Here is a 21,121-nt window from a genome sequence, read left to right on the forward strand (position 1 = left end):
AAGCCCCCCGAAACGGGGGGCTTTGCACAAAAAGCGTCCTGCTGATTAATAGCGGTATTCCACGCCCAGCCAGAAGTTACGGCCTTCTTCCATATAGCCGTTGGTGTACTCGTAGGATTTATCAAACAGGTTATTAACGGAGGCATTGGCGGAAATGCCGTAACCGAAGTCATAATCCACGCGCAGGCCGGTAAGAGCATAACCGGCCACTTTGTCATTATTGTCGTTATACTGATAGCTCCAGGCACGGAACTCTTCGGACAGGGTGATCGACAGCGGCTCTATCGGTGTGACTTTCACCCAGGCATACATTTTATGCTTCGGCAGCCCTTCAGCATGATCAACATCTTTCGGATCACTGTGGATGTAGCTGTAGTTGATCCCGGTTTTCAGCCAGTCACTGACTTCGCCTTTCACGCCCAGATCCAGCCCGGTGTAATCCACACGGCCACTGTTCTGGTTCTGGAAGTAGCGGTCACCGTTTTTAATCACTGTGTGCGCGAGGATCGCATCATCCACTCGGTTGTGATAGATGCTGGCCTGGTAGCCCCATTTATCGGTGATATTCCCTTCATAGGTTAAATCGAAGGTCAGTGCGCGTTCGGCTTTCAGGTTCGGGTTAATGATACCCAGCGAACCGTCTTTTGGTTTTTCAGTGGTATAGCGCTCTTTCTGTGTCGGGAAGCGGCTGCGGTCAGACACGGAGAACCGCACGTTGTCCTGGTTGGCGAACGTGTATTTTGACATCACTTCCCAGTTAAACGCGTGCTGATCATTATCATCCGCACCTTTATCCGCCTGACGGCTTTCGCGCCAGTCATAGCCGATGGCACCGATAAAATCGAGATCAGACGTGGCCGCCCACTGGTATTCGGTGGCGACAGAATAAGTGCGATCTTTGTAACGCAGAATATCCCCGTTACGCTGTTTCTGTGCGCGGTGAACGTCATCTTTCCAGTGCGCGGAGAATGACAGCAGATCACGTTCACGCATGTCGATCCCTAACTGGAGAGAGGCACCGTTGCTGAAATCATCGTAATAGCTGTAATCGTACCCTTTGCCGTCTTTTTTATACATCAGCAGGGTATTTTCAAACTTGTCATGGAACAGGCGGCCCTGGAGGTTTACGCCGTCTGTCAGCTGAGTGGTGCTGTTGAAATAGTAGCTCTCTTTGTTGTAATCCGGCCATTCCCACCAGCTGTATTTGCCTTTGCCCGGCACCGCAGACGGCGAACTGTCTTTGCTGCCATCCTGCTTCAGATAGGTAAAGACATACTGATCGGTTTCACGCGGGGTCCAGCCCACTTTCACCATGCCGCGTTTATCATCGGATGAGGAGTGCGCACGGCGGCCGTTGCTGCCAGCCAGGGCATTGTCATCATCGGAGCCCGGCAGGCCGAGGAAACGCTGTTTGTACTGGCTGCCGCTGACCTGGATAAACCCGGGGTCGCTGCGTGCGCCGACACGGGCGCTGGTGTTATAGGCATTATCCGCGCCGCGTGCGAAGCCCTGGCTGAATGATACGTTGGCCTCAAACGGTTTTTTCGGGGTGGCGGTGGTGAGGTTGATTGCACCGCCCATCAGGTTCGGGCCCTGTAACAGCGAGGTATAACCTTTGCTCACCTCAATACTTTCCAGTTCGCTGGTCATAAAGCGGCCGAGGTCAAGGTTGCCGTCATACGGGACATAAGTCGGGATCCCGTCGAAGAACACCGGCACCTGGCGGCTGTCAAAACCACGGACTTTAACGGTCAGCTCATTACGATTGCCGGATTTTTCGAGAACCACACCCGGCATGGTGCTGATGGCTGTCGCCGCATTGGTTTTGTTCAGCGACTGCATCTGCGGCTGTGTGATGACATCCGGATTGGAGGCCACCGGGCTGCCCCAGACGGTCAGAATATCTGCGCTTTCTGCCTGTACCGCAGGCGCGGTTGCCAGCAGAATAGCTGAGCAGAGTAGAGTTCGTTTCATTGTTATTTTTCCTGTTACCGATATGTATTTATTTATATAACGACTTGCAAAACAAAAGGATAAAACGGCCGGTTCAGTGACCTGACCGGTTTATCCCTTAACTCACTATAAGGTTGTGTGGTTTTCCGTCAGCGCGGATATAACCGGACTTTAATATCCGCCGGGGACGCATAATACGGCGCGGACGTGACAAACAGCTTCACGCCGGTATCCGCATACTGCCCGATGGTCTCTGCATTCAGCCCGCCTGCAGCAGACAGTGTGCAGTCCGGTGCCAGCACCGCCGCGTCTTTGACGAGACGGCGGATATCATCAGGACTGAATTTATCCAGTTGCAGCACATCAGGGCGGCCTTTCAGCGCCTGATAAGCTTCATCCGGATTGTCCGCTTCGGCAATAATGGTCTTTTCCGGGGCTTCACGGCGCAATGTTGCAATCGCTGCACACCAGTTTTCCGGCTCTGCCAGGAAACGGCGGTGATTGGCAAACAGCAGAATAGTTTCCGCGCAGCCCTGACGGTGAATAATGCCTTTCCCGGCCAGTACAGCAGCGGTTGCCAGCAGCTTGGTACCGGGGATATTTTTACGGGTGCAGGCCAGCTGTGCGTCCGGCTGATACTGACGAAGGGTATCCACCATGCAGCGGGTCATCTGTGTCACGCCGCTGCTCCACTCAATCACATTCTGGACAATCTTCCAGCCCTGATGCAGTGCTTCCGCACGACCGGTTGCGGTCAGCAGCAGAGCGCCTGCTTCCGTATGATCGCCGTCATTAGCGTGTAATTGTGTCTGTAATCCGAGTTTTTCCAGTAACTTCTGACCCAATGTCAGCCCGCTGACATAACCGGCCTGCTTGCGGGAAAAGTGCATTTCCCCGCTCTGTGCGCCGATGCCGAGTGCGCGGGTGGTGAGATCACCGTAATGGATGTCCTCCAGCAGGAGGCTGTCCAGAAAGGCATCACTGTAGTAGATCACTTCTGACCTCCCGGCAGCAGCAGGGCGGATTCCGGTACCACACTCCAGGAAACCATGGCCCAGTCGCGGGTGGCCGGCACCACCGGCAGGCCGTCAGCCGCCTGCTGGTCGTAATAGCGGCGCAGCAGTGTCATTTCATGGTCATCAAGCTGTCCCAGCGACCAGATCACACCTTCGGCAAACTGCTCAAAGGTCATATTGTCGCGGCTCTGGCAGTTCGGACTGCGGATAAATTCCACATCCGGATGAATGCCGAGCTGGTTGAGAATATTCACCGCGTAAATATAAGTCGGCAGTGTGACCGGTGTGCGGCCGATGGCGCGGATCACGCGGATATCGACAAATGTCGGGCTGACAGTGTGGGTGGTGTAAACCCGCAGCCGCGCGTGACGGTTCAGTTTCAGCAGCGCGGCCTGTAAATCCATCACCAGGGTGGAGCGGGAAGCCACAGCGATATCGCACGGCGGCAGGGCTGACCAGTCATCTTCCCAGGCGCAGTGACGGAAGGTGACGTGTGAGCAGCCCTGAGTCTCAGCCCGCTGACGCGCGACTTTCAGCATCCCTTCGCTGTAATCAATACCGGTGACCTGCTCAAAGCTGTCCGCCAGCTGCAACGCGACAGAGCCTGGCCCGCAGCCGACATCCAGCAGCGTTTTCGCGCCGGTGGTATCGACAATCTCTTTAAAGCGGATCAGGTAAGGATCGGCGGGGTTCGCACAGCTTTGTGCCATTTTCTCCGCACGTTTATCCCAGTGTTCCGGATCTTTGCGGGTACGTTCGGCCTGTGCGAGATGGTCGCGGTAGAGTTGTGCGAAATCGATATCATCAATAGTCATGAGCATCCCTTATAAGCTGGCTGCGCGAAGTGGGCAGCAATATGTTCTGGTGTCACATGATAGAGTGCCGCCAGGGTTTCCGGTGTGAGCAGCGCGGCAGGTTTATCCTGGCAGGCGGGGCTGTCTTTGCTGAGCATCACAATGCTGTCTGCCACGGCGGCCGCATGCTGCGGGTGGTGGGTGGACATCAGCACGGTGATCCCTCTCTCACGTAACTGTTCGATTTTATTCAGTAATTTTATCTGATTGCCGAAATCGAGGCTGGCCGCCGGTTCATCCATAATCAGCAGCCCCGGCTGTTGTACAAGGGCGCGGGCAATCAGTACCAGCTGTTTTTCCCCGCCGCTCAGGCAGGAATAGGAGCGCTGTGCCAGATGGGCGATCCCCATATGATCCAGTTCCTGCTCTGCCATCTGCCGTTCAGCGCGTCCCGGGGCGGCAAACAGGGAGAGATGGGCACTGCGTCCGAGTGCGACCATATCCGCCACCCGGAAAGAAAACGGCATATTGTGCGCCTGCGGCACATAGGCAACGCGGCGGGCGAGTGCGGCGGCACTCCAGTCACGCAGCGGTGTGTTATCAATGCGGATCTCCCCGGCCTTTGGTGGTAACAGGCCGAGCAGGGTTTTCATCAGCGTGGTTTTGCCGCAGCCGTTGGCACCGAGCAGACAGATAATTTCTCCCTGATGTAATTGCAGATTTATGTCAGTGAGTATTAACTTCTCTCCGTAGCCGACCGCCAGGCCGCGGGTGGTCAGGACATCGCTCATCCGTTCCTCCGGGTCTGCAACAGCAGAAAAATAAAGAAAGGTGCGCCGACCGCAGATGTCAGAATGCCGAGCGGCAGTTCAATCGGGGCAATGGTGCGTGCCAGTGTGTCTGTCAGCAGCAGCATGATGGCGCCGATCAGCAGTGACACCGGCAACTGGTGGCTGAAGTTAGCACCCACTAACAAGCGGGTGATATGCGGGATAATCAGCCCGAGCCAGCCGATAATTCCCGCGACAGAGACCGCACTTGCGGTGATCAGGGTGGCGGAGGCAATAAAAATCAGCCGCGTCACGGTGACATTCAACCCGAGTGCGCGGGCTTCTTCATCACTCAGGCTGAGCAGATTCATACGCCAGCGCAGCAACAGAAGCGGCACCATCCCGGCGAAAATCAGCGGGGCGGTGGTTTTAATATCATCCGGTGAAATCGCGGACAGGCCGCCGAGCAGCCAGAAGGTCATGGCGGGCAGTTGGGTATAGGGATCGGCCAGAATTTTCATCAGGGAAATGGCCGAGCCGCACAGGGCACTGACAGCGATCCCGACCAGCACCAGCGCCAGTACCGGATCATGCTGACGCGCCAGCCGGGCGACAGAATAGACCAGGGCAACCACACACAGCCCGCCGGTGAAGGCGAACAGCTGGATAGTGAGCATTGACTGACCTGCAAAAATTCCTAGGATCGCACCAACCCCGGCACCTGCGGAAACACCCAGGATATCCGGTGAAACCAGCGGGTTACGGAACATGCCCTGATACGCCGCCCCGGCTATCGCCAGTCCGCCGCCGATAATCAGTGCGGCGGCAATGCGCGGCAGACGGATTTGCCAGAAGACTGTCATATCACGGCTCAGCGCCGGATCATCCGCGCCGCTGTTGCCGGTGATTTTCGCCTGCACCACATCCCACAGTTGCTGCGGAGTCAGTGAGAACTTACCAACATTCAGAGCAATGCCGGTGACCAGCACCAGCAGCACAAGCAGTAACAGGGTTTTGACGGAGGTGGTCATCGGGCAGATAACAGACTGTTAATCTGTGCCTCCGGCAGCGGAGAGCGATAGAACAGGCTGAAAAACAAACCAGTGTCTGCTTTCAGATCGGTACTCTCCGGTTCAAACTGTGCCTGAAGGCGGCGCAGCCCCAGCAGCCGGTTCAGTCCCGGCGGGCTGTCGAGCCAGCCGAACGGCAGCCCGGCATAGTAAAAGACCTGTTTATTCTTCACTGCATCCAGGCTCTGCCAGACCTCACCCTGCATAATGGCATCATACGTCACGGCATCCTGGGCGATAATAAAATCCGGGTTCCACTGCAGTAACTGTTCGAAAGAGACTTCCGCCAGTCCCTGCATATCCGGGACATCCGCGACATTCTCAAACCCCAGTAATTCCGGGGCTTCGCTGTGAATCGAACCACGCAGACCGGTTTGCAGGCCTTTCGCGCCGCGAGCCAGATAAAAACGGCGTTTGTGTGTCTGGCGATCAGCAAAAGCGGCAGCATCCTGCAGCCATTTCTCTGCCAGCTGTGCCTGGTGTTCCGTGCGTTCTGTTTTTCCCAGCAATGCACCGGCCTGACGCAGCAGATCCGGGGTTTGTGTCAGATTGCCGGACAACAGAATATACGGAATACCGGTCTGGCGGCTGAAACGGGCGGCCTGAGAGCGGTAAGTGTCATCGGTCAGTCCGCTGTCAACAATCACATCCGGTGCCAGCGCCAGCAGGGTTTCAGGGGAAAGGGTACTGCCGCGTCCGGAGAGGCGTCCTGTGACCGGCAGCGCGCGCCAGCGGGGAGCAAAATACGGGTTATTTTTTACCGACAGAGAAGCAAAGCCCGGCAGTTTTTCCGGGGCGACCGCAAACAGCAGCTGATCAGTCGGCGGGCCGCTGCTGACCACACGGTGAATGGCTTCCGGCGGCGGAAGCTGACCATAAATAAAAACCTGAGAGGCGGTTTCCGGTGCGGCAGCGGCTGACAATGCCGGGAAAGTGAACAGCAGTGCGCAGCAGAAAAGAAATCCGGAGCAGAGGCGGTTAAGTGTCATCGTGATCAGTCGTCATTATCGTTATATGTATTGTTATACAGCGGACGTTAGCGCAGAGCATGAGGTGAGTCAATAAAATCAGCGGTAAATAGGGAAGTAAGTCAAAACAAGGTAAAATTCCGGGCGGAATACGGTATAACTACGGCCTCTTTCGGCGGATATGACGACACACAGACCAGTCTGTATTAAGATAAGCACTATGAAGAAAAAACGCCCTTCGTTACAGGACGTGGCTGACCGCGTTGGTGTAACCAAAATGACTATCAGCCGCTTTTTGCGTAACCCTGAACAGGTTTCCGAAAAACTGCGCGGCACGATTGCCCGTACCCTCGATGAACTGGGGTATATCCCGAACCGGGTGCCGGATATTCTATCCAATGCCACCAGCCGGGCTATCGGCGTGCTGCTGCCTTCGCTGACCAACCAGGTGTTTGCGGAAGTGATCCGCGGTATCGAAACCGTGACGGATGCCGCCGGTTATCAGACGATGCTGGCGCACTACGGTTATCAGGCGGAGAAAGAAGAAGATCGCCTGGTCTCCCTGTTGTCTTACAATATCGACGGCCTGATCCTGGCCGAACGCACCCACACCCCGCGCACCCTGAAAATGCTGGCCACCGCCGGGATCCCGGTGGTTGAGCTGATGGACAGCGTCTCCCCTTGCTATGATTCCGCCGTCGGGCTGGATAACATGCGCGCCGCGTATGAAATGACGCAGGCCATGATTGCACGCGGCTGCCGCCGTGTGATTTATCTCGGCGCGCGTCATGACGAACGGACATTCATGCGCCTTCAGGGTTATGTACAGGCCATGCGGGATGCCGGGCTTGAACCGGGTAATGTGATGACGCAGGAAAGCTCTTCGTATTCGCTGGGGGCGAGACAACTGCACCAGGTCAGAGCCGATTATCCGGATGCTGACGGGCTGTTCTGTACCAACGATGACCTTGCTATCGGGGCTGTTTTTGAGTGTCAGCGCCTCGGGATCCGTATTCCGCAGGATCTGGCGGTTGCCGGGTTCCACGGCCATGATGTCGGCCGTGTGATGACCCCGAAACTGGCGAGTGTCCTCACACCTCGTGACCTGATGGGCCGCCGTGCGGCTGAAGTGCTGCTGGCGCGTCTGCGCGGCGAACTGCCGCCTCAGCAGATAGTGGATGTCGGCTTCGAATTATTACCGGGAGAGAGTATTTAACGGCTCCCGGCCCTTCCTGAAGTGACAGGAATTTCATTTGAGATAACTGTCACAATTTGTTCATCCGAAAACAGTGTTTGATTGCATTGTAACCATATCCGTTGGTAATGTTACCGGTAATAGTTACCGGTAACATATCCGGTGATAATGACCGCATAAGAGGAATTGTTATGAGTGATAGCCAAAAACCACATCACGCCTTTGTTTTGATGGGGGTTTCCGGCTGCGGAAAATCCGCTGTGGCTAACGGGGTTGCGACCGGGCTGAATGCGGCCTTTCTGGACGGGGATTACCTGCATCCGCGTGCCAATATCGAAAAAATGGCGGCCGGGCACCCGCTGAATGATGCCGATCGTGAACCGTGGCTGAAAGCCATCAACGACGCGATTTTTGCTATGCAGCGGACCAATGAGCTTTCGGTGATTGTCTGTTCGGCGCTGAAAAAAAGCTACCGCGATATCCTGCGCCGCCAGAATAAAAACCTGTCATTTATCTGGCTGAAAGGGGATTTTGAGCTGATCGAAAGCCGCCTGAAAGCCCGCAAAGGGCATTTCTTCAAACCGGAAATGCTGATCACACAGTTTGATACCTTAGAAGCACCGGACACTGCCGCAGAGCAGGATGTACAGGTGCTGGACATTCAGCCGCCGCTTGAGGATGTGATCGCGGGCGCGGTTCAGATTATCAGACAGGTTTCCGGAGGTCAGTCATGACAACATTAACCCTGGTGTTAACCGCCGCCGGGTCGGTATTACTGCTGCTGTTCCTGGTGATGGTGGCGCGGCTGCATGCGTTCGTGGCACTGATGATTGTGGCTATCGGCGCGGGGCTGTTTTCCGGCATGCCGCTGGAGCAGATCACACAGACCATGCAGAACGGCATGGGCGGCACGCTCGGTTTCCTGGCGATAGTGGTCGCGCTCGGGGCGATGTTCGGCAAAATCCTGCATGAAACCGGCGCACTCGACCAGATAGCTGTCAAACTACTGAATTCCTTCGGTGAAAAACGGGCGCATTACGCGCTGGGGATCGCCGGGCTTATCTGCGCTCTGCCGCTGTTCTTTGATGTGGCGATTGTCCTGCTGATCGGTGTGGTCTTCGCTGTTGCCCGTCGTACCGGCGGTAACGTGGTGCGCCTGGCTATCCCGCTGTTTGCCGGTGTGGCGGCGGCTGCCTGCTTCCTGCTGCCGGGACCGACCCCGATGCTGCTGGCAGACCAGATGAATGCAGATTTCGGCTGGATGATCCTGATCGGCCTGTGTGCGGCGATCCCGGGTATGATCCTGGCAGGACCCCTGTTCGGTAACTTTATCAGTAAGTTTGTCACCCTGGAGCTGCCGGAAGACCTGACTGAACCGGCTCTCGGACAACACAAGATGCCATCGTTTGGCCTGAGCCTGGCGCTGGTACTGTTCCCGCTGGTGCTGGTCGGTCTGAAAACCATTGCTGCGCCGATGGTGGATCCGGATTCAAAACTGCACGCCTGGCTGGTGTTTATCGGACACCCGTTCCTGGCGATCCTGATTGCCTGTCTGGTGGCGATTTACGGCCTGGCAATCCGCCGTGGCATGAGCCGCAATAAAGTCATGGAAATCTGTTCTGCTGCTATTCAGCCAGCCGGGATTATCCTGCTGGTGACCGGTGCCGGCGGTGTGTTCAAACAGGTGCTGGTGGATTCCGGCGTAGGTCCGGCACTGGGTGAATCACTGATTGGTGCGGGGCTGCCGATTGCTGCTGCCTGTTTTGTTCTCTCTGCCGCCGTCCGTGTGATCCAGGGCTCTGCAACCGTTGCCTGTCTGACCACCGTCGGTCTGGTACTGCCGGTTATCGGTGAACTGGGCTATTCCGGCGCACAGCTGGCGGCTCTGTCTGTTTGTATCGCGGGCGGCTCTATTGTGCTGAGCCACGTGAACGACTCCGGTTTCTGGCTGTTCGGTAAATTTACCGGTGCCACCGAAGCACAGACCCTGAAGACCTGGACACTGATGGAAACCATCCTGGGAACCACCGGGGCGCTTGTCGGTATGCTGTTCTTCGCCTTCCTGTAACACTTCTGTTTTCACTCTCCGGCAGCGGGTTATTAAAATCCGCTGCCGTTTTTATCACTCCCCGCCGTCTGCATAAAGCCTCCGTTTTCTCCGCCGATAGTTAATGTGTCCCCGGCGGCAATCTGCGCTATTTCCCTGAGTTGTGTTATCTGTCTTAACCGGAATTAACATGCTGAATATAATGAAAAAATGGTTTTTTCTGCAAAAGAAACAGTCCGCAATCCCCGGGGAAGTGCCGGCGGTTTTTCCGGACCCGGCAACGCGAGCGGTGATGGCAGACAGTGATGAACAGCAGTGCGTTCACGGTGAAATTTTGTGCCGGCATTTGCTGGAGGGTATGGCGGTGATAGAAATTATCCGCAATTCTCTGCTGGATTCCGGCACCCGGCTTGCCGGGGAGCAGGGCACTCTGGATGAAATCGCGCTGCATAACAGTGAAACACGCCGCTACATGCAGGAGTTGTGCAGTGTGCTGGATGATATCAGTGAGCACGCGGATAAAGGGCTTGATTACACACAAAAGCTGATCTCAGTGCTGGGGCAGATTAATCAGAACATTAATAATATCGAACGACTGGCCAACCAGACGAACCTGCTGGCGGTTAACTCAGCGATTGAAGCTTCCCATGTCGGCAGCCGGGGGGCCGGGTTTTCGGTCATCGCCCGGGAAATAAAACAATTATCCGGCGAAATTCAGAACGAAGCCATCAATATCACCGCTTTTACCGGCAAAATAAAGTCACATGCCAACTCGATTTATACGGATGCGGAAGATAACCAGAAGCTGGTGAGCTGTATCCGTAATATTGCGGTTCAGACGGACGAACGCTTACAGAGTATGATCACCATTTCTTCGCGGATGGAGGCGATCATCCGGTTTGTGGCGGTGCAGCAATTTCTCAATACCGTCAAACTGGATCATGTTATCTGGAAAGGGGATATCTACCGCCGCCTGTTGGACGGAAACGCTGATTTATCGGTTAATGACCACACACAGTGCCGTCTCGGCAAATGGTATTACGCGGACGAAGGACAGCGGTTTACCGGCCATGATGCCTACCGGAAACTGGAAAGGCCGCACCGGCTGGTACATCTTTCCGGGCGCCTGGCGCTGGAAGCCCGGGCGAAGGGCTCACTTCATGATGAAGAACTGCATTTGTCGGCAATGGAAGATGCCAGCCGCGAAGTGATTGAAAACATCGATGATCTGCTGGTATCGATCAGTTACTGAAAGAAAAACCCCCGGAATCCGGGGGCTGAGTGAACATCGCTGTCGGGTAAACGGGCGGTGTTTCAGAGGTGGTGATGTAAAAACTCACTCAGTTCAGAGCGGGTGGGTGCGCCGTCAGAGCCCGGGCGACTGACCACAATGGCCGCCACCGCATTACCGGTCCGTACGGCATCCGTGAGCGGTTGTCCGCAGGCCAGTCCGGCGAGAACACCGGCACAGTGGCTGTCTCCGGCGGCAATGGTATCGGCTACCGGCACTTTGTACGCCGGGATTCTGACCGGCTGTTGTCCCGGCTGGCACACCACAGCGCCTTCTTTATCAAAGCGGGCGATCAGCGGCAGGCCGTAGCTGTCGGCAAACGCCTGTGCATCGTCTGTCTGTATCTCAGACTGTTTTCCGCCCTGCGGATTGAGCTGTGCCAGCTCATCACGGTTGACGGTCAGCAGCGGTTTTTTCGCCAGCAGCTTTTCAATAAAGTCCGGATCAATGTCCCGCAGACGCGGACCGAAATCCGCAAACAGGGTTTTATCCGCACTCTGTGCCAGCAGCCAGTTGCGCAGCGGCGCGCTTTCCGGACTGACCAGTTCGTAACCGGAGACATAAATCAGGGCATTGTCCGGTACCGGAATTTGTGCGAGCAGCGCGTCACTCCAGTGCTGCTCACAGCCTTCGATGGTGATGAATGTGCGTTCTTTGCTTTCCTCCACCAGCGCCAGACACCAGCCGTTATCGTGCGTCGGATGGCGCAGCAGAACCGGCAGATTTTCCTTTTCCATCGCGGCAGTGACCTGCTTTCCCCAGCTGCCGTTTCCGGCGGGAATGCCGTTGACCGGCGCGATGCCGAGACGGCTCAGCGCACGGGCAACATTAAAGGCGCAGCCACCGATCTGCTGCCCGAGCGGCAGGGCGCTGATATCATCCCCGCTGCGCGGCAGTGCATTCACTTCCAGCATCACATCGCCGAAAGCCGCGCCGATAACCACGACCGGGCGCTGTGGTGTCAGTAATGTTACATCCATCAGTTCCGTTTAACTCCGTACCGGTTTTATCATCAGTGTCAGGCGGTACGCCGCCATGCTCACCAAGAAGGAGACAAACAGCCCCAGACTGGAATTCTCAAACACACCGGTGGCAAACGGTCCGTTAATAAAGCCGGTGTTGGTGACCAGCAGCCCGGCAACCGAGCCGCCGAGCCAGCACAGGAAGGTCGGCCAGATAACCCCGGTGTCGCCGTAGAGCGAAACTTCGTCGTAACCGGCGGTTTTGTGTTTGCAGTAGTAATCGGTGATAAAAATCGCCGCCCAGGATGCGAGGAACAATCCGCAGAACACCAGGAATGAAATAAACGGCCCGAGGAAATCACCGGAAACAAACAGAACATAAATCGCGATCGCCAGCACAATCACGCCATCAAGAGCAACGGCGGTGCGCTGTTTGAGTTTGATGCCCATGCTCAGCAGGTTGAGACTGGCGGAATAGAGGCTGAGGACGGCGATAGTGACAATCCCTGCCACCGCAGCGGCCAGATACGGCACCGCCATCCAGGACGGCAGCAGACCGCCGATTGCGGCAATCGGGTTCTCTTCCGCTGCCAGATCAGGCAGTTGCGCGGTCAGCAGAATACCGGTCAGGATCAGAAGTAACAGCGGCAGTGCGGCCCCGCCGACCACTGAGCCGAAAATACGGCTGTGGGATGAGGACGGGCTCTGGTCACGGCTGTAATCTGCCCCGGCAATCGCCCAGCTGATCCCGGTTCCGGCGGCGATAATGGACACCGCAGGCAGGAAACCGGTGATCCAGTTACCGGAAGGACGGCTGATCAGCGCCTGCCAGTCTGCGGTCGCAAGCAGCCAGAGGACGACAAACAGGGTCATCGCCCCGAAAATACGCGTGATCCATTTCTGCATCAGCAAAACGGTGTTCTGCCCGAGAATACTGACCAGCACCGTCAGTCCGCCGAACAGTATCAGCGCGATAGCGGTCATCAGGTGTCCGCTGCCCAGCCCGATGGCGGTGAACAGCGCCGCCAGGGTCAGGGTGCCGGTGATGATATTCACCGCTTCCCAGCCCATCAGGTTAAACCAGCAGAAAGCCGTCGGCGCGATATTACCGCTTTTGCCGAAGCTGGCGCGGGAAAGGGTGAGGGTGGTGGTCCGGCCGATTTTACCGGCGATACTGGTGATCCCCACTAAAATAAAGGAGGCGACACCAACCACTGCCGCTAAAACCGACTGAAAGAAGGACAGCCCGAACGACACAATAATCGCGCCGTAGACCACGCCGAGAATGCCGATATTAGCGGCACACCAGACAAAGAACAGTTCGGCGGGTTTTTTGGTCTGCCGGGAAGGCGGGATCAGGCCGATCCCCAGTTCTTCGATGGTCGGATCGGTTTTGTTCAACGCTGAAGGTACAGATTGCTGACTCATGACATCATCCTGTTCGTCGCGGCATACTCCTGTCTGAACTGTGCCAGACGGCGGGCATACGGCGTAAAATCGATATTATTTGTATGATTTATCAATGCGATACTGTCAGCATCAAAACTGTCAATGCCGTGAATTGCGCCGCAGATGGCCGTCGCCATGGCACCGATGGTGTCCGTGTCGCCGCCGAGATTTGCAGCCAGTACCGCACAGCGTACGGGATTGGTGTTGGCTAAATCCGCGAGTGCAATTGCACACGGGATAGACTCAATATTATCCATACCGGCGCCGACTATCTCATAGAGATCGGTCAGTGCCTGCTCTTCGTCCGTGCGCCCGCGGACCACATTGAGGGCGTACATAATCCTCCGTCCCAGCAATGGGCTGAAGGTGGACTCAAACCGGCGCTGAACAGTGTCAGCCAGCGGTATGACAGCCTGTTTTATCGCAGACCAGTCAGTGCCCTCAACAGCCAGACTAACGGCCCGCGCAATCACAACAGCACCGGCAATGGCGATATCGGATTTGTGGGTCGGCAGACAGGAGAGCCTGACCTGCTCAATAAAACGATCTGTATTATATGATGGCATCAGGCAACCGACGGGCGCGACACGCATCGCGGAACCGTTGGTCACACCATTTGCCTCTATTTTATCTAAAGGTATTCCCTGGTGTATGGCATTCAGCGCAGCTTTTGATGTCGGCCCCAGAATATTTTTTTCAAACGCGTTTATCCGGGTGGCCCACGCCATTATGTGACGGGCGATCGTCTGCGGGACGACAGCACCGTGCTCCTCAATAATGGCATCCATCAGGGCAACACACTGACTGGTGTCATCGGTAAATTCCCCGGCAACAAACTCGTTGGCGGCAATATTCTCCTCAGGCCCCGGCAGGAAAGTATCAATCCAGCCGAAGTGCTGACGGACCCGGCTCTTCGGCCAGAGTTCCGACGGCATGCCCATGGCGTCCCCGGTTGCCTGCCCGTAAAGACAACCGAGAATACGTTTTTCTGTCACATTTAACGGGACTGCTGCTGATTGTGTCATTTATTATTATCTGAACTGGTGTTGAATGAATTAAGAACAACAAATCATATTATTGGTATAAAACTGCTGTGGAGCCTTTGTCTTTATAGAGTATATAATAGACGACAAATAAGTCCAGTTGTAGTCCAGTTGGATTGATTTTAATCAGTATGTGATAGCGGACACAAAAGTTGCTACACTGTTTTCAGCCGTTATCCGCAGCATGACAGGAACCTATTTGTGGAACATGATTTTCTCACTTTTTTACAGCACAGGCTTGATCAGCAATCAACTGTTCCGTTATATCTTCAGCTAAAACAAGGGATTGAAGAAGCCATCACACAAAAGCAGCTGACGCACGGTTGTGTTCTGCCGTCTGAACGCCGTTTGTCGCAGTCGCTGGGGGTATCCCGCGTTACGGTGGTGAAGGCACTGGACTTACTGCTGAAACAGGGCCTGGTGGTGAAACATCACGGCAAAGGCACGCAGATTAATCTGCCGGTGCAGTACAACCTGTCCGGCGGCGGTTTTTCCGCGCAGGCCGCCGGCAGCGGCAAGGTGTCCAACCGCTGGCTTATTCGTCAGCTGGACTCTGTGCCGGACTCACTGGCCCCGGAACTGGAATTATCCGCAGGTGATACGATGGCGGTGATCAAACGTGTCCGGCTGGTGGATGATATTCCGGTCTCGCTGGAAACCATGTTTATCCCGGAGGCGTTTCTGCCGCGTCCTGATCTGCTGGACGGTTCTCTGTATGCGCACTGGCTGGCGCAGGGAATTGAGCCGGATGTGCAGGAATATGCTCTCTCTATCTGTCACCCGACCGCGGAGGAGGCAAAACTGCTTTCTATTCCGCCGACAGCCTCACTGATGAAAATTATCCTCAGAAGCCGCGACAAGCTGGGCAGGGTGCTGGAGTACGGTACGGCTATCTGCCGCAGTGATTTTTATCATTTCCACTTTACGGTAAAAGCCTGAAAGCAAAAAAGCACTGTAAAAACAGTGCTTTTGTTTATATTACGTTGCTGTTTATCAGGCCATCGCAGTGATGGTTTTATTCAGAAACGCATTGGCGAGGGTGTCTGCGGTGAGGGTTTCATTGGTGTTCGCCGCCAGATCCCACAGGCCGACCTGGCCGTCACGGTTGAGCGTCACGATGTAACGGCAGCCGGATTTCAGCGCATTGCTGTGCTGACGCTTCAGTTTGGCACTGGTGAAATCATTGAGGATTTTATATTGCGGCAACTGATGGCGCAGTGTGTTAGCCAGTAACAGCGCTTCCACATTCTGTGCCGGATCTTCATAAGTCACCACAATATCCGGCTGATTCACAATATCTTTATCCAGGCCGAGAGTCTGGATCAGCAGTAACAGCCGTTCGATCCCGATAGCAAACCCGGAAGCCGGTAACTGTTTGCCGCTGAACAATTCAACCAGACCATCGTAACGGCCACCGCCGCAGACTGTCCCCTGTGAACCCAGCTCTTCCGTGATCCACTCAAATACGGTACGGGTGTAGTAATCCAGTCCGCGGACCAGACGCGGGTTGACCACATAAGCAATATTTTCACTGTCCAGCAGACGGCGCAGATCATCAAAGTGCTGCTGTGATTCCTCACCGAGGAAGTCCAGCAGGCGCGGTGCTGCTTCAATCATCTCCTGCATATCCGGGTTTTTGCTGTCCAGGATACGCAGCGGGTTGGTTTCCAGACGGCGCAGGCTGTCCTCATCCAGCAGCGCTTTGTGCTGCATAAAGTAATTCACCAGCTGCTGACGGTGCTCTGAGCGCTCTTCCGGTGTCCCGAGGGAGTTAATCTCAAGGCGGACGTGTTTATCCACGCCGAGCGCCTTAAAGATATCTTTCACCATAAAGATAAGCTCTGCATCCACATCCGCCCCCGGCATGCCGAAGGTTTCCACCCCGAACTGAGTGAACTGACGCAGACGGCCTTTCTGCGGACGCTCATAACGGAACATCGGGCCCTGATACCACAGGCGCTGCGTGGTGTTGTAGCACATGTTGTTCTCAATCACGGTCCGGACGCAACCACTGGTACCTTCCGGGCGCAGGGTGATGTGCTCGCCACTTTTATCGAGGAAGTTATACATCTCTTTTGAGACGATATCGGTGGATTCACCGACCGCGCGCTCAAACAGGGCAACCGGTTCCAGAATCGGCAGCCTGACCTCCTGATAGCCGTAGCGGGAAGTGATATTCCGGATCCGGTTTTCCAGCCACTGCCAGACCGGTGTTTCTTCCGGAAGCACACTTCTCATCCCTCTGATTGACTGAATCTTTTCCATTTTTAGTCCTCTATATACAGTTTCTCTGTGAGAAATTCCGGCTGTCATCATTGTCAGCCGATAACGCCATCTCAGCGGTCTGCTCAGCGCAGATCCCCGGGATGTACGACAGGGCGAGCCCGGGACGGGGATCAGTAGTGTTTTTTTCGCGGCGCATAATAAAAAACAGATACAGCGGAATGGTAAACATCTGCAGCACCATGCCCCAGAACAGCGGTTTGGTGCCGGCGCCTGTCAGCGCGACCATAATGAATCCCAGACCAATCAGGCTCAGAGTGGCGTAAATAATAAAGGTGCGCCCGTACTGCATTTTTTTGGCGATCATGGCGATCGGCAGGGAAATCACAGCAAATGCATACGGGATCAGACTGGCGGAGACCGCAAGAATAATGATATTGCGGAACTGCTGTTCCAGGCTTGGTGAGATGGTGAGCAGCAGCACGGCGCTCATCATCCCGGCGGTACAAATCAGCCCTTTATACGGCACGCCGTGGCGGTTCACATCAGCAAAAAAACGCGGGAATGTGCCTTCTTCCGCCGCAGAGCGGGGAACTTCAGTCTGTAAAATCTGCCAGCCCGGTAATGCACCGAAGCAGGCAATAATCGCGAGCGCAGAGATAATCTGTCCCGCATGTTCGCCCCACAGATAACGGGCGGTATCAGCAAACGGTGCGGTGGAGTTAACAAGCTGTTCGTGGGGCAGGATCCCCATCATGACATTGGTGGAACTGAGATAGCAGGCGGCAGCAATAACCAGCCCGATAATGGTTGCCAGCGGAATATTGCGGTGCGGATTAGTCACCTGGGCGGATGAAACCGACGCGGATTCAATTCCCAGATAGCCCCACAGCGAAATCGCGGCGGCGGCAAAAATAGCATCTGTGTTACTGGTCTGAGTAACATTAAAACTGGTGATATAACGTGTGTAATCAAAACTGGTCCAGCCGAAAATACTGATGCTCAGAATAACGGTGAGCATACAAAGGCCGGTAAAAATCTGCGCATAGCCGACGACTTTTGCGCCCTGCAAACCCAGCAGAACGAAAGCCCAGAGAATAATAATTGCGGTAATAGCGGCGTAAAGCGGAGTGTGAAGCTGCGGAAAGAAATAAGAGAGATAACCGACACCGGAGATCAGTAAGGCACAGTTGCCTATCCAGGTCGAAAGCCAGTAAAAAAGTGATGTCTGTAACCCGATATACTGCCCGAATGTCCGTCCGATATTGGCAATCACACCGCCTTTACAGGGGGAGATTTCACCGGTCTTGGCGAACACCAGCGCCAGTGCCAGTACGCCGCAGAAGGTCAGCAGTCCGCCCCACAGCGCGATGGAACCGATATGCGCGAGGGAGGAGGGTAACATAAACACGCCGCTTCCCATCATATTGGAAGCCGTCATAATGATCAGGGCTGTCAGGCCCATGCGGTGGGTGGATTTACCATTGGGAACCATACCATTTTGTCCTCACAGAAATACTCCAGCTGCGGATGAGGGAGCAAAAAATCTCACGATCAGAGAACTGAGCCGTGTTTTTTGGTCTTTTTTCTTGCATCATCCTGTGTCGCTGTATAGGTTAGAGAGCGTTGCCGGCAGGATTGGCGTCTGCGCCGGCAACGAACCGTAAGGGGGCAGTGGATAATTACCACTGCCTTTTTTTATGCCGCGTGTAAGTTAAAATCTGCGATAACGTCGTCGATCAGTTTGTCGATCTGCGCGGTATCCAGATGGTGCGCGGTGGTGATCAGGTGAGCCACGTCGCCGGACGTTGCCAGGCAATGTTCTCTCCAGACGCGTTCTGACGGGCAAGGGAACACAACAGTAATGGAGTTTTTGTTGCGCCATGCATTGATACCGGCTTTCTGCATACGGTCAACAGCGTACTGAGCCATATCCAGACTGCGGGTGATGCGGCGTTTCCATTCCTCAGTTGAATGTGAACGGATAGCTTCCCACAGCATCAGTGGTGTGTGACCGTTACGTGAACCGGTGATGGTTTTGTCGTGTGCGGAGATGTAGTCGATTTCAACAGAAATACGATCCACGTTTTCTTTCTTCGCAACAACGATACCGCAAGGGATTGGCGAACCAATCATTTTGTGGCCGGAAACACCGATTGAGTCGATACCGTCAGCAAAAGTGAATGGCTGTGCATCATCAACGAATGGCAGGATCATGCCGCTCAGTGCCGCATCAGCGTGCAGGTAGTAATCTTCACGTTTGATACCGGCTGCTTTCAGGCGTTTCTGGATTTCAGCGATATCATCAATAGCACCGCGGACAGTGGTACCGATGTTAGCGAAAATGATCGGATGCGCTTCTTTATCGTCAGCGATTTTTTTCATCAGATCGTCATAGTCGATTTCGCCGTTTGGCAGAGATTCAACAACCTGAGATTTGATACGCAGTAATTTAACGATTTTCGCAACGGAATAGTGAGTATCTTTTGAATAGTACAGGGTACCGTCAGGGAAGATTTCACGGCCCAGGTAGCAACCGAACATGTTACCTTCGGTACCGCCGTTGGTCACATAACCCCAGCTTTGTTCAAACGGAATTTTGAACAGGTCTGCGAAATACTCCATCACTTCTTTCTCGAAATCGAAAGAGTTCAGCAGGTAGTTGCAATATTCGCCCCAGTCACCGCAGTTGTTGATGGAGAAACGTAAGAAACGTTCCAGGTTGGTGTAATCGAAATCTGCTGATTCAGGATAGCCGATGTTGAAATACTGGTTTTTTACGCAATAAGCCCAGAATGCATCAAGTTTGTTTTGATCATTGATAGACAGAGTCATACTTAATTACCTCTTGTTTTTCAAAAGTTAAGACTGTGAAGCGGAGCAAATCACGCTTTGTTTTGTTCGTCGTTGATGTACAGAATCTCGTTGCCTTTTTTCGCACGGCCTGCGGCCACGAAGCTGAACAGCGGGATAGTGATTGACATCATGACCAGACCCCAGAACATAGAATCAGAACCGGAACCTAACAGGGCAAAGACACAGTAGATAATGCCGATAACCACCAGGACGTTATAGAAAATGAAGGTGCTGCCGCGGTTCATTTTTTTGGAAACCATGATGATTGGCAGAGAAATCAGTGCGTACATGTATGGCAGCAGGGATGCGAAGACAGACATCAGAATGACGATTTCGAACTGTTTGGCCAGGTTTGGTGACGCGGTCATTAACAGCACCAGGCTCATCAGCACACCGGTGAAAATCAGGCTTTTCATCGGAACGTCATTTTTGTTCACATCGGAGAAGAATTTAGGGAACAGACCCTGGTTTGCACCGGCACGCGGACCTTCAGACTGCAGGATTAACCAGCCGGAGATAGAACCGAAGCAGGCGATGATACTCAGGATAGAGGCAACAGTACCGGCAGTTTCACCGAACATGTAACGGGCAGCATCCGCAAACGGCGCAGCAGAGTTAACCAGTTCTTCGTGCGGAACCAGACCCATGATAACGGTGCAGCTGCCGACGTAGCAGACTGACGCAATCAGCAGACCATAAACGGTTGCACGCGGTACAGTGTATTCCGGTTTGTCCACCTGGCCGCTGGAAACCACAGCAGATTCAACACCCAGGAAGCCCCACAGCGCGATAGATGCCGCAGTGATAATGGCAGTGGTATCGCTTTTACCGGTACCGTTATAAACCTGAGTAAACATCTGCGGATCGAACCAGAACCAGCCGATGACACCGACACCCAGAACAACAACCAGCATGCAGCTTGCAGTGAATGACTGCGCACGACCAGCGACACGGGCACCGAAACTGGCTAATACCACGAAGCCCCACAGAATCGCGATAGCAACGACGCTGCCGATAGCAGGGTTTTTCAGTTCAGGGAAGAAGTAGCTGAGGTAACCGACACCGGCAACCAGCAGCGCGACGTTACCGACCCAGGCACTGATCCAGTAACAGACAGTGGTCTGGAAACCGATAAACGGACCGAAAGCATCGCTGGCGTAAGCCACGATACCGCCGTTACGCGGTGTGATAAGACTGGTTTTGGCGAAAACTAAGGCTAATGCGATAACACCAATGATTGTAAATAACCATCCCCATAAGGAGATGTAACCGACGCCCGCGAGGTTAGTCGGCAGCATGAACACACCGGAACCCATCATATTTGATGCGGTTACCAGGGTCAGCGCGACCACCCCCATTTTATGGGCGGAACTGGCACTCATGTTTCCCATAATGCTTTTCCTGTAATGATTGTTTAATTGGAAAGGTGCACCCGATGACAATTACCGAGATACGGGAAACTTAATTTTTAAATGTCGTTCTAA

At 54.5% G+C, this 21,121-nt stretch carries 18 protein-coding genes; 5 read left to right on the forward strand and 13 right to left on the reverse strand.

Features of this window, described 5'->3' with window-relative positions:
• Positions 1-45: 45 nt before the first annotated feature.
• The 6 genes from X965_RS11200 to X965_RS11225 form a co-directional block, all read right to left on the reverse strand.
• A complete protein-coding gene (locus X965_RS11200; RefSeq protein ID WP_036418108.1) occupies positions 46-1,974 on the reverse strand; it encodes a TonB-dependent siderophore receptor in 1,929 nt (642 codons plus the stop codon).
• Positions 1,975-2,102: 128 nt separating this feature from the next.
• Positions 2,103-2,948 carry a ModD protein gene (modD, locus tag X965_RS11205; RefSeq protein WP_004241224.1) on the reverse strand — a complete coding sequence of 282 codons (846 nt, stop codon included), beginning with the start codon at positions 2,946-2,948 and terminating at the stop codon, positions 2,103-2,105.
• Positions 2,945-3,784, reverse strand: a complete 840-nt coding sequence (locus X965_RS11210) for a class I SAM-dependent methyltransferase (protein ID WP_004241226.1) — start codon at positions 3,782-3,784, stop codon at positions 2,945-2,947. The genes modD and X965_RS11210 overlap by 4 nt, the downstream gene beginning before the upstream one ends.
• Positions 3,781-4,554 carry an ABC transporter ATP-binding protein gene (locus X965_RS11215; RefSeq protein WP_004234844.1) on the reverse strand — a complete coding sequence of 258 codons (774 nt, stop codon included), beginning with the start codon at positions 4,552-4,554 and terminating at the stop codon, positions 3,781-3,783. Before X965_RS11215 ends, X965_RS11210 begins: the two co-directional genes overlap by 4 nt.
• Positions 4,551-5,564: an iron ABC transporter permease gene (locus tag X965_RS11220; protein ID WP_036418110.1), complete on the reverse strand. Its 1,014-nt coding sequence runs from the start codon at positions 5,562-5,564 to the stop codon at positions 4,551-4,553. The genes X965_RS11215 and X965_RS11220 overlap by 4 nt, the downstream gene beginning before the upstream one ends.
• Entirely contained in the window at positions 5,561-6,592 is a 1,032-nt protein-coding gene (locus X965_RS11225) for an ABC transporter substrate-binding protein (protein WP_036418112.1), read from the reverse strand. The genes X965_RS11220 and X965_RS11225 overlap by 4 nt, the downstream gene beginning before the upstream one ends.
• Before the next feature lie 199 nt (positions 6,593-6,791).
• Here X965_RS11225 and gntR point away from each other — a divergent pair, with 199 nt between their 5' ends.
• From gntR to X965_RS11245, 4 genes are all read left to right on the forward strand, one after another.
• A complete protein-coding gene (gene gntR, locus X965_RS11230; RefSeq protein WP_004234848.1) occupies positions 6,792-7,787 on the forward strand; it encodes a gluconate operon transcriptional repressor GntR in 996 nt (331 codons plus the stop codon).
• 170 nt (positions 7,788-7,957) lie between these two features.
• Entirely contained in the window at positions 7,958-8,500 is a 543-nt protein-coding gene (gene gntK / locus X965_RS11235; RefSeq protein WP_004241234.1) for a gluconokinase, read from the forward strand.
• On the forward strand, positions 8,497-9,834 hold the full coding sequence (gene gntU / locus X965_RS11240; RefSeq protein ID WP_004234850.1) for a gluconate transporter: 1,338 nt from the start codon (positions 8,497-8,499) through the stop codon (positions 9,832-9,834). The genes gntK and gntU overlap by 4 nt, the downstream gene beginning before the upstream one ends.
• 169 nt (positions 9,835-10,003) lie before the next feature.
• A complete protein-coding gene (locus tag X965_RS11245) occupies positions 10,004-11,065 on the forward strand; it encodes a methyl-accepting chemotaxis protein (RefSeq protein WP_036418114.1) in 1,062 nt (353 codons plus the stop codon).
• Between the two features lie 62 nt (positions 11,066-11,127).
• Here the strand turns inward: X965_RS11245 and X965_RS11250 are convergent, their stop codons facing one another.
• The 3 genes from X965_RS11250 to X965_RS11260 are packed head-to-tail and all read right to left on the reverse strand — an operon-like array spanning position 11,128 to position 14,510.
• A complete protein-coding gene (locus X965_RS11250; RefSeq protein WP_036418116.1) occupies positions 11,128-12,084 on the reverse strand; it encodes a PfkB family carbohydrate kinase in 957 nt (318 codons plus the stop codon).
• Positions 12,085-12,093: 9 nt separating this feature from the next.
• Positions 12,094-13,494, reverse strand: a complete 1,401-nt coding sequence (locus X965_RS11255) for a cytosine permease (RefSeq protein WP_004234853.1) — start codon at positions 13,492-13,494, stop codon at positions 12,094-12,096.
• Positions 13,491-14,510: an ADP-ribosylglycohydrolase family protein gene (locus X965_RS11260; RefSeq protein WP_112548151.1), complete on the reverse strand. Its 1,020-nt coding sequence runs from the start codon at positions 14,508-14,510 to the stop codon at positions 13,491-13,493. Before X965_RS11260 ends, X965_RS11255 begins: the two co-directional genes overlap by 4 nt.
• Before the next feature lie 249 nt (positions 14,511-14,759).
• Here X965_RS11260 and X965_RS11265 point away from each other — a divergent pair, with 249 nt between their 5' ends.
• Positions 14,760-15,497, forward strand: coding sequence for a GntR family transcriptional regulator (locus X965_RS11265; RefSeq protein WP_004241238.1), 738 nt, complete (start codon positions 14,760-14,762; stop codon positions 15,495-15,497).
• 54 nt (positions 15,498-15,551) lie between these two features.
• Here X965_RS11265 and hisS read toward each other — a convergent pair whose 3' ends face one another.
• The 4 genes from hisS to hdcC form a co-directional block, all read right to left on the reverse strand.
• Positions 15,552-16,823 carry a histidine--tRNA ligase gene (gene hisS / locus X965_RS11270; protein WP_004241239.1) on the reverse strand — a complete coding sequence of 424 codons (1,272 nt, stop codon included), beginning with the start codon at positions 16,821-16,823 and terminating at the stop codon, positions 15,552-15,554.
• A 10-nt stretch (positions 16,824-16,833) separates the two neighbouring features.
• Positions 16,834-18,276, reverse strand: coding sequence for an amino acid permease (locus X965_RS11275; RefSeq protein ID WP_004241240.1), 1,443 nt, complete (start codon positions 18,274-18,276; stop codon positions 16,834-16,836).
• A gap of 203 nt (positions 18,277-18,479) precedes the next feature.
• Entirely contained in the window at positions 18,480-19,616 is a 1,137-nt protein-coding gene (locus X965_RS11280; protein ID WP_004234859.1) for a histidine decarboxylase, read from the reverse strand.
• Positions 19,617-19,666: 50 nt separating this feature from the next.
• Positions 19,667-21,028: a histidine-histamine antiporter gene (gene hdcC, locus X965_RS11285; RefSeq protein WP_004241242.1), complete on the reverse strand. Its 1,362-nt coding sequence runs from the start codon at positions 21,026-21,028 to the stop codon at positions 19,667-19,669.
• Between the last annotated feature and the right edge of the window lie 93 nt (positions 21,029-21,121).

The sequence above is a fragment of the Morganella sp. EGD-HP17 genome, assembly GCF_000512315.2.
GTDB classification, from domain to species: Bacteria; Pseudomonadota; Gammaproteobacteria; order Enterobacterales; family Enterobacteriaceae; genus Morganella; species Morganella morganii.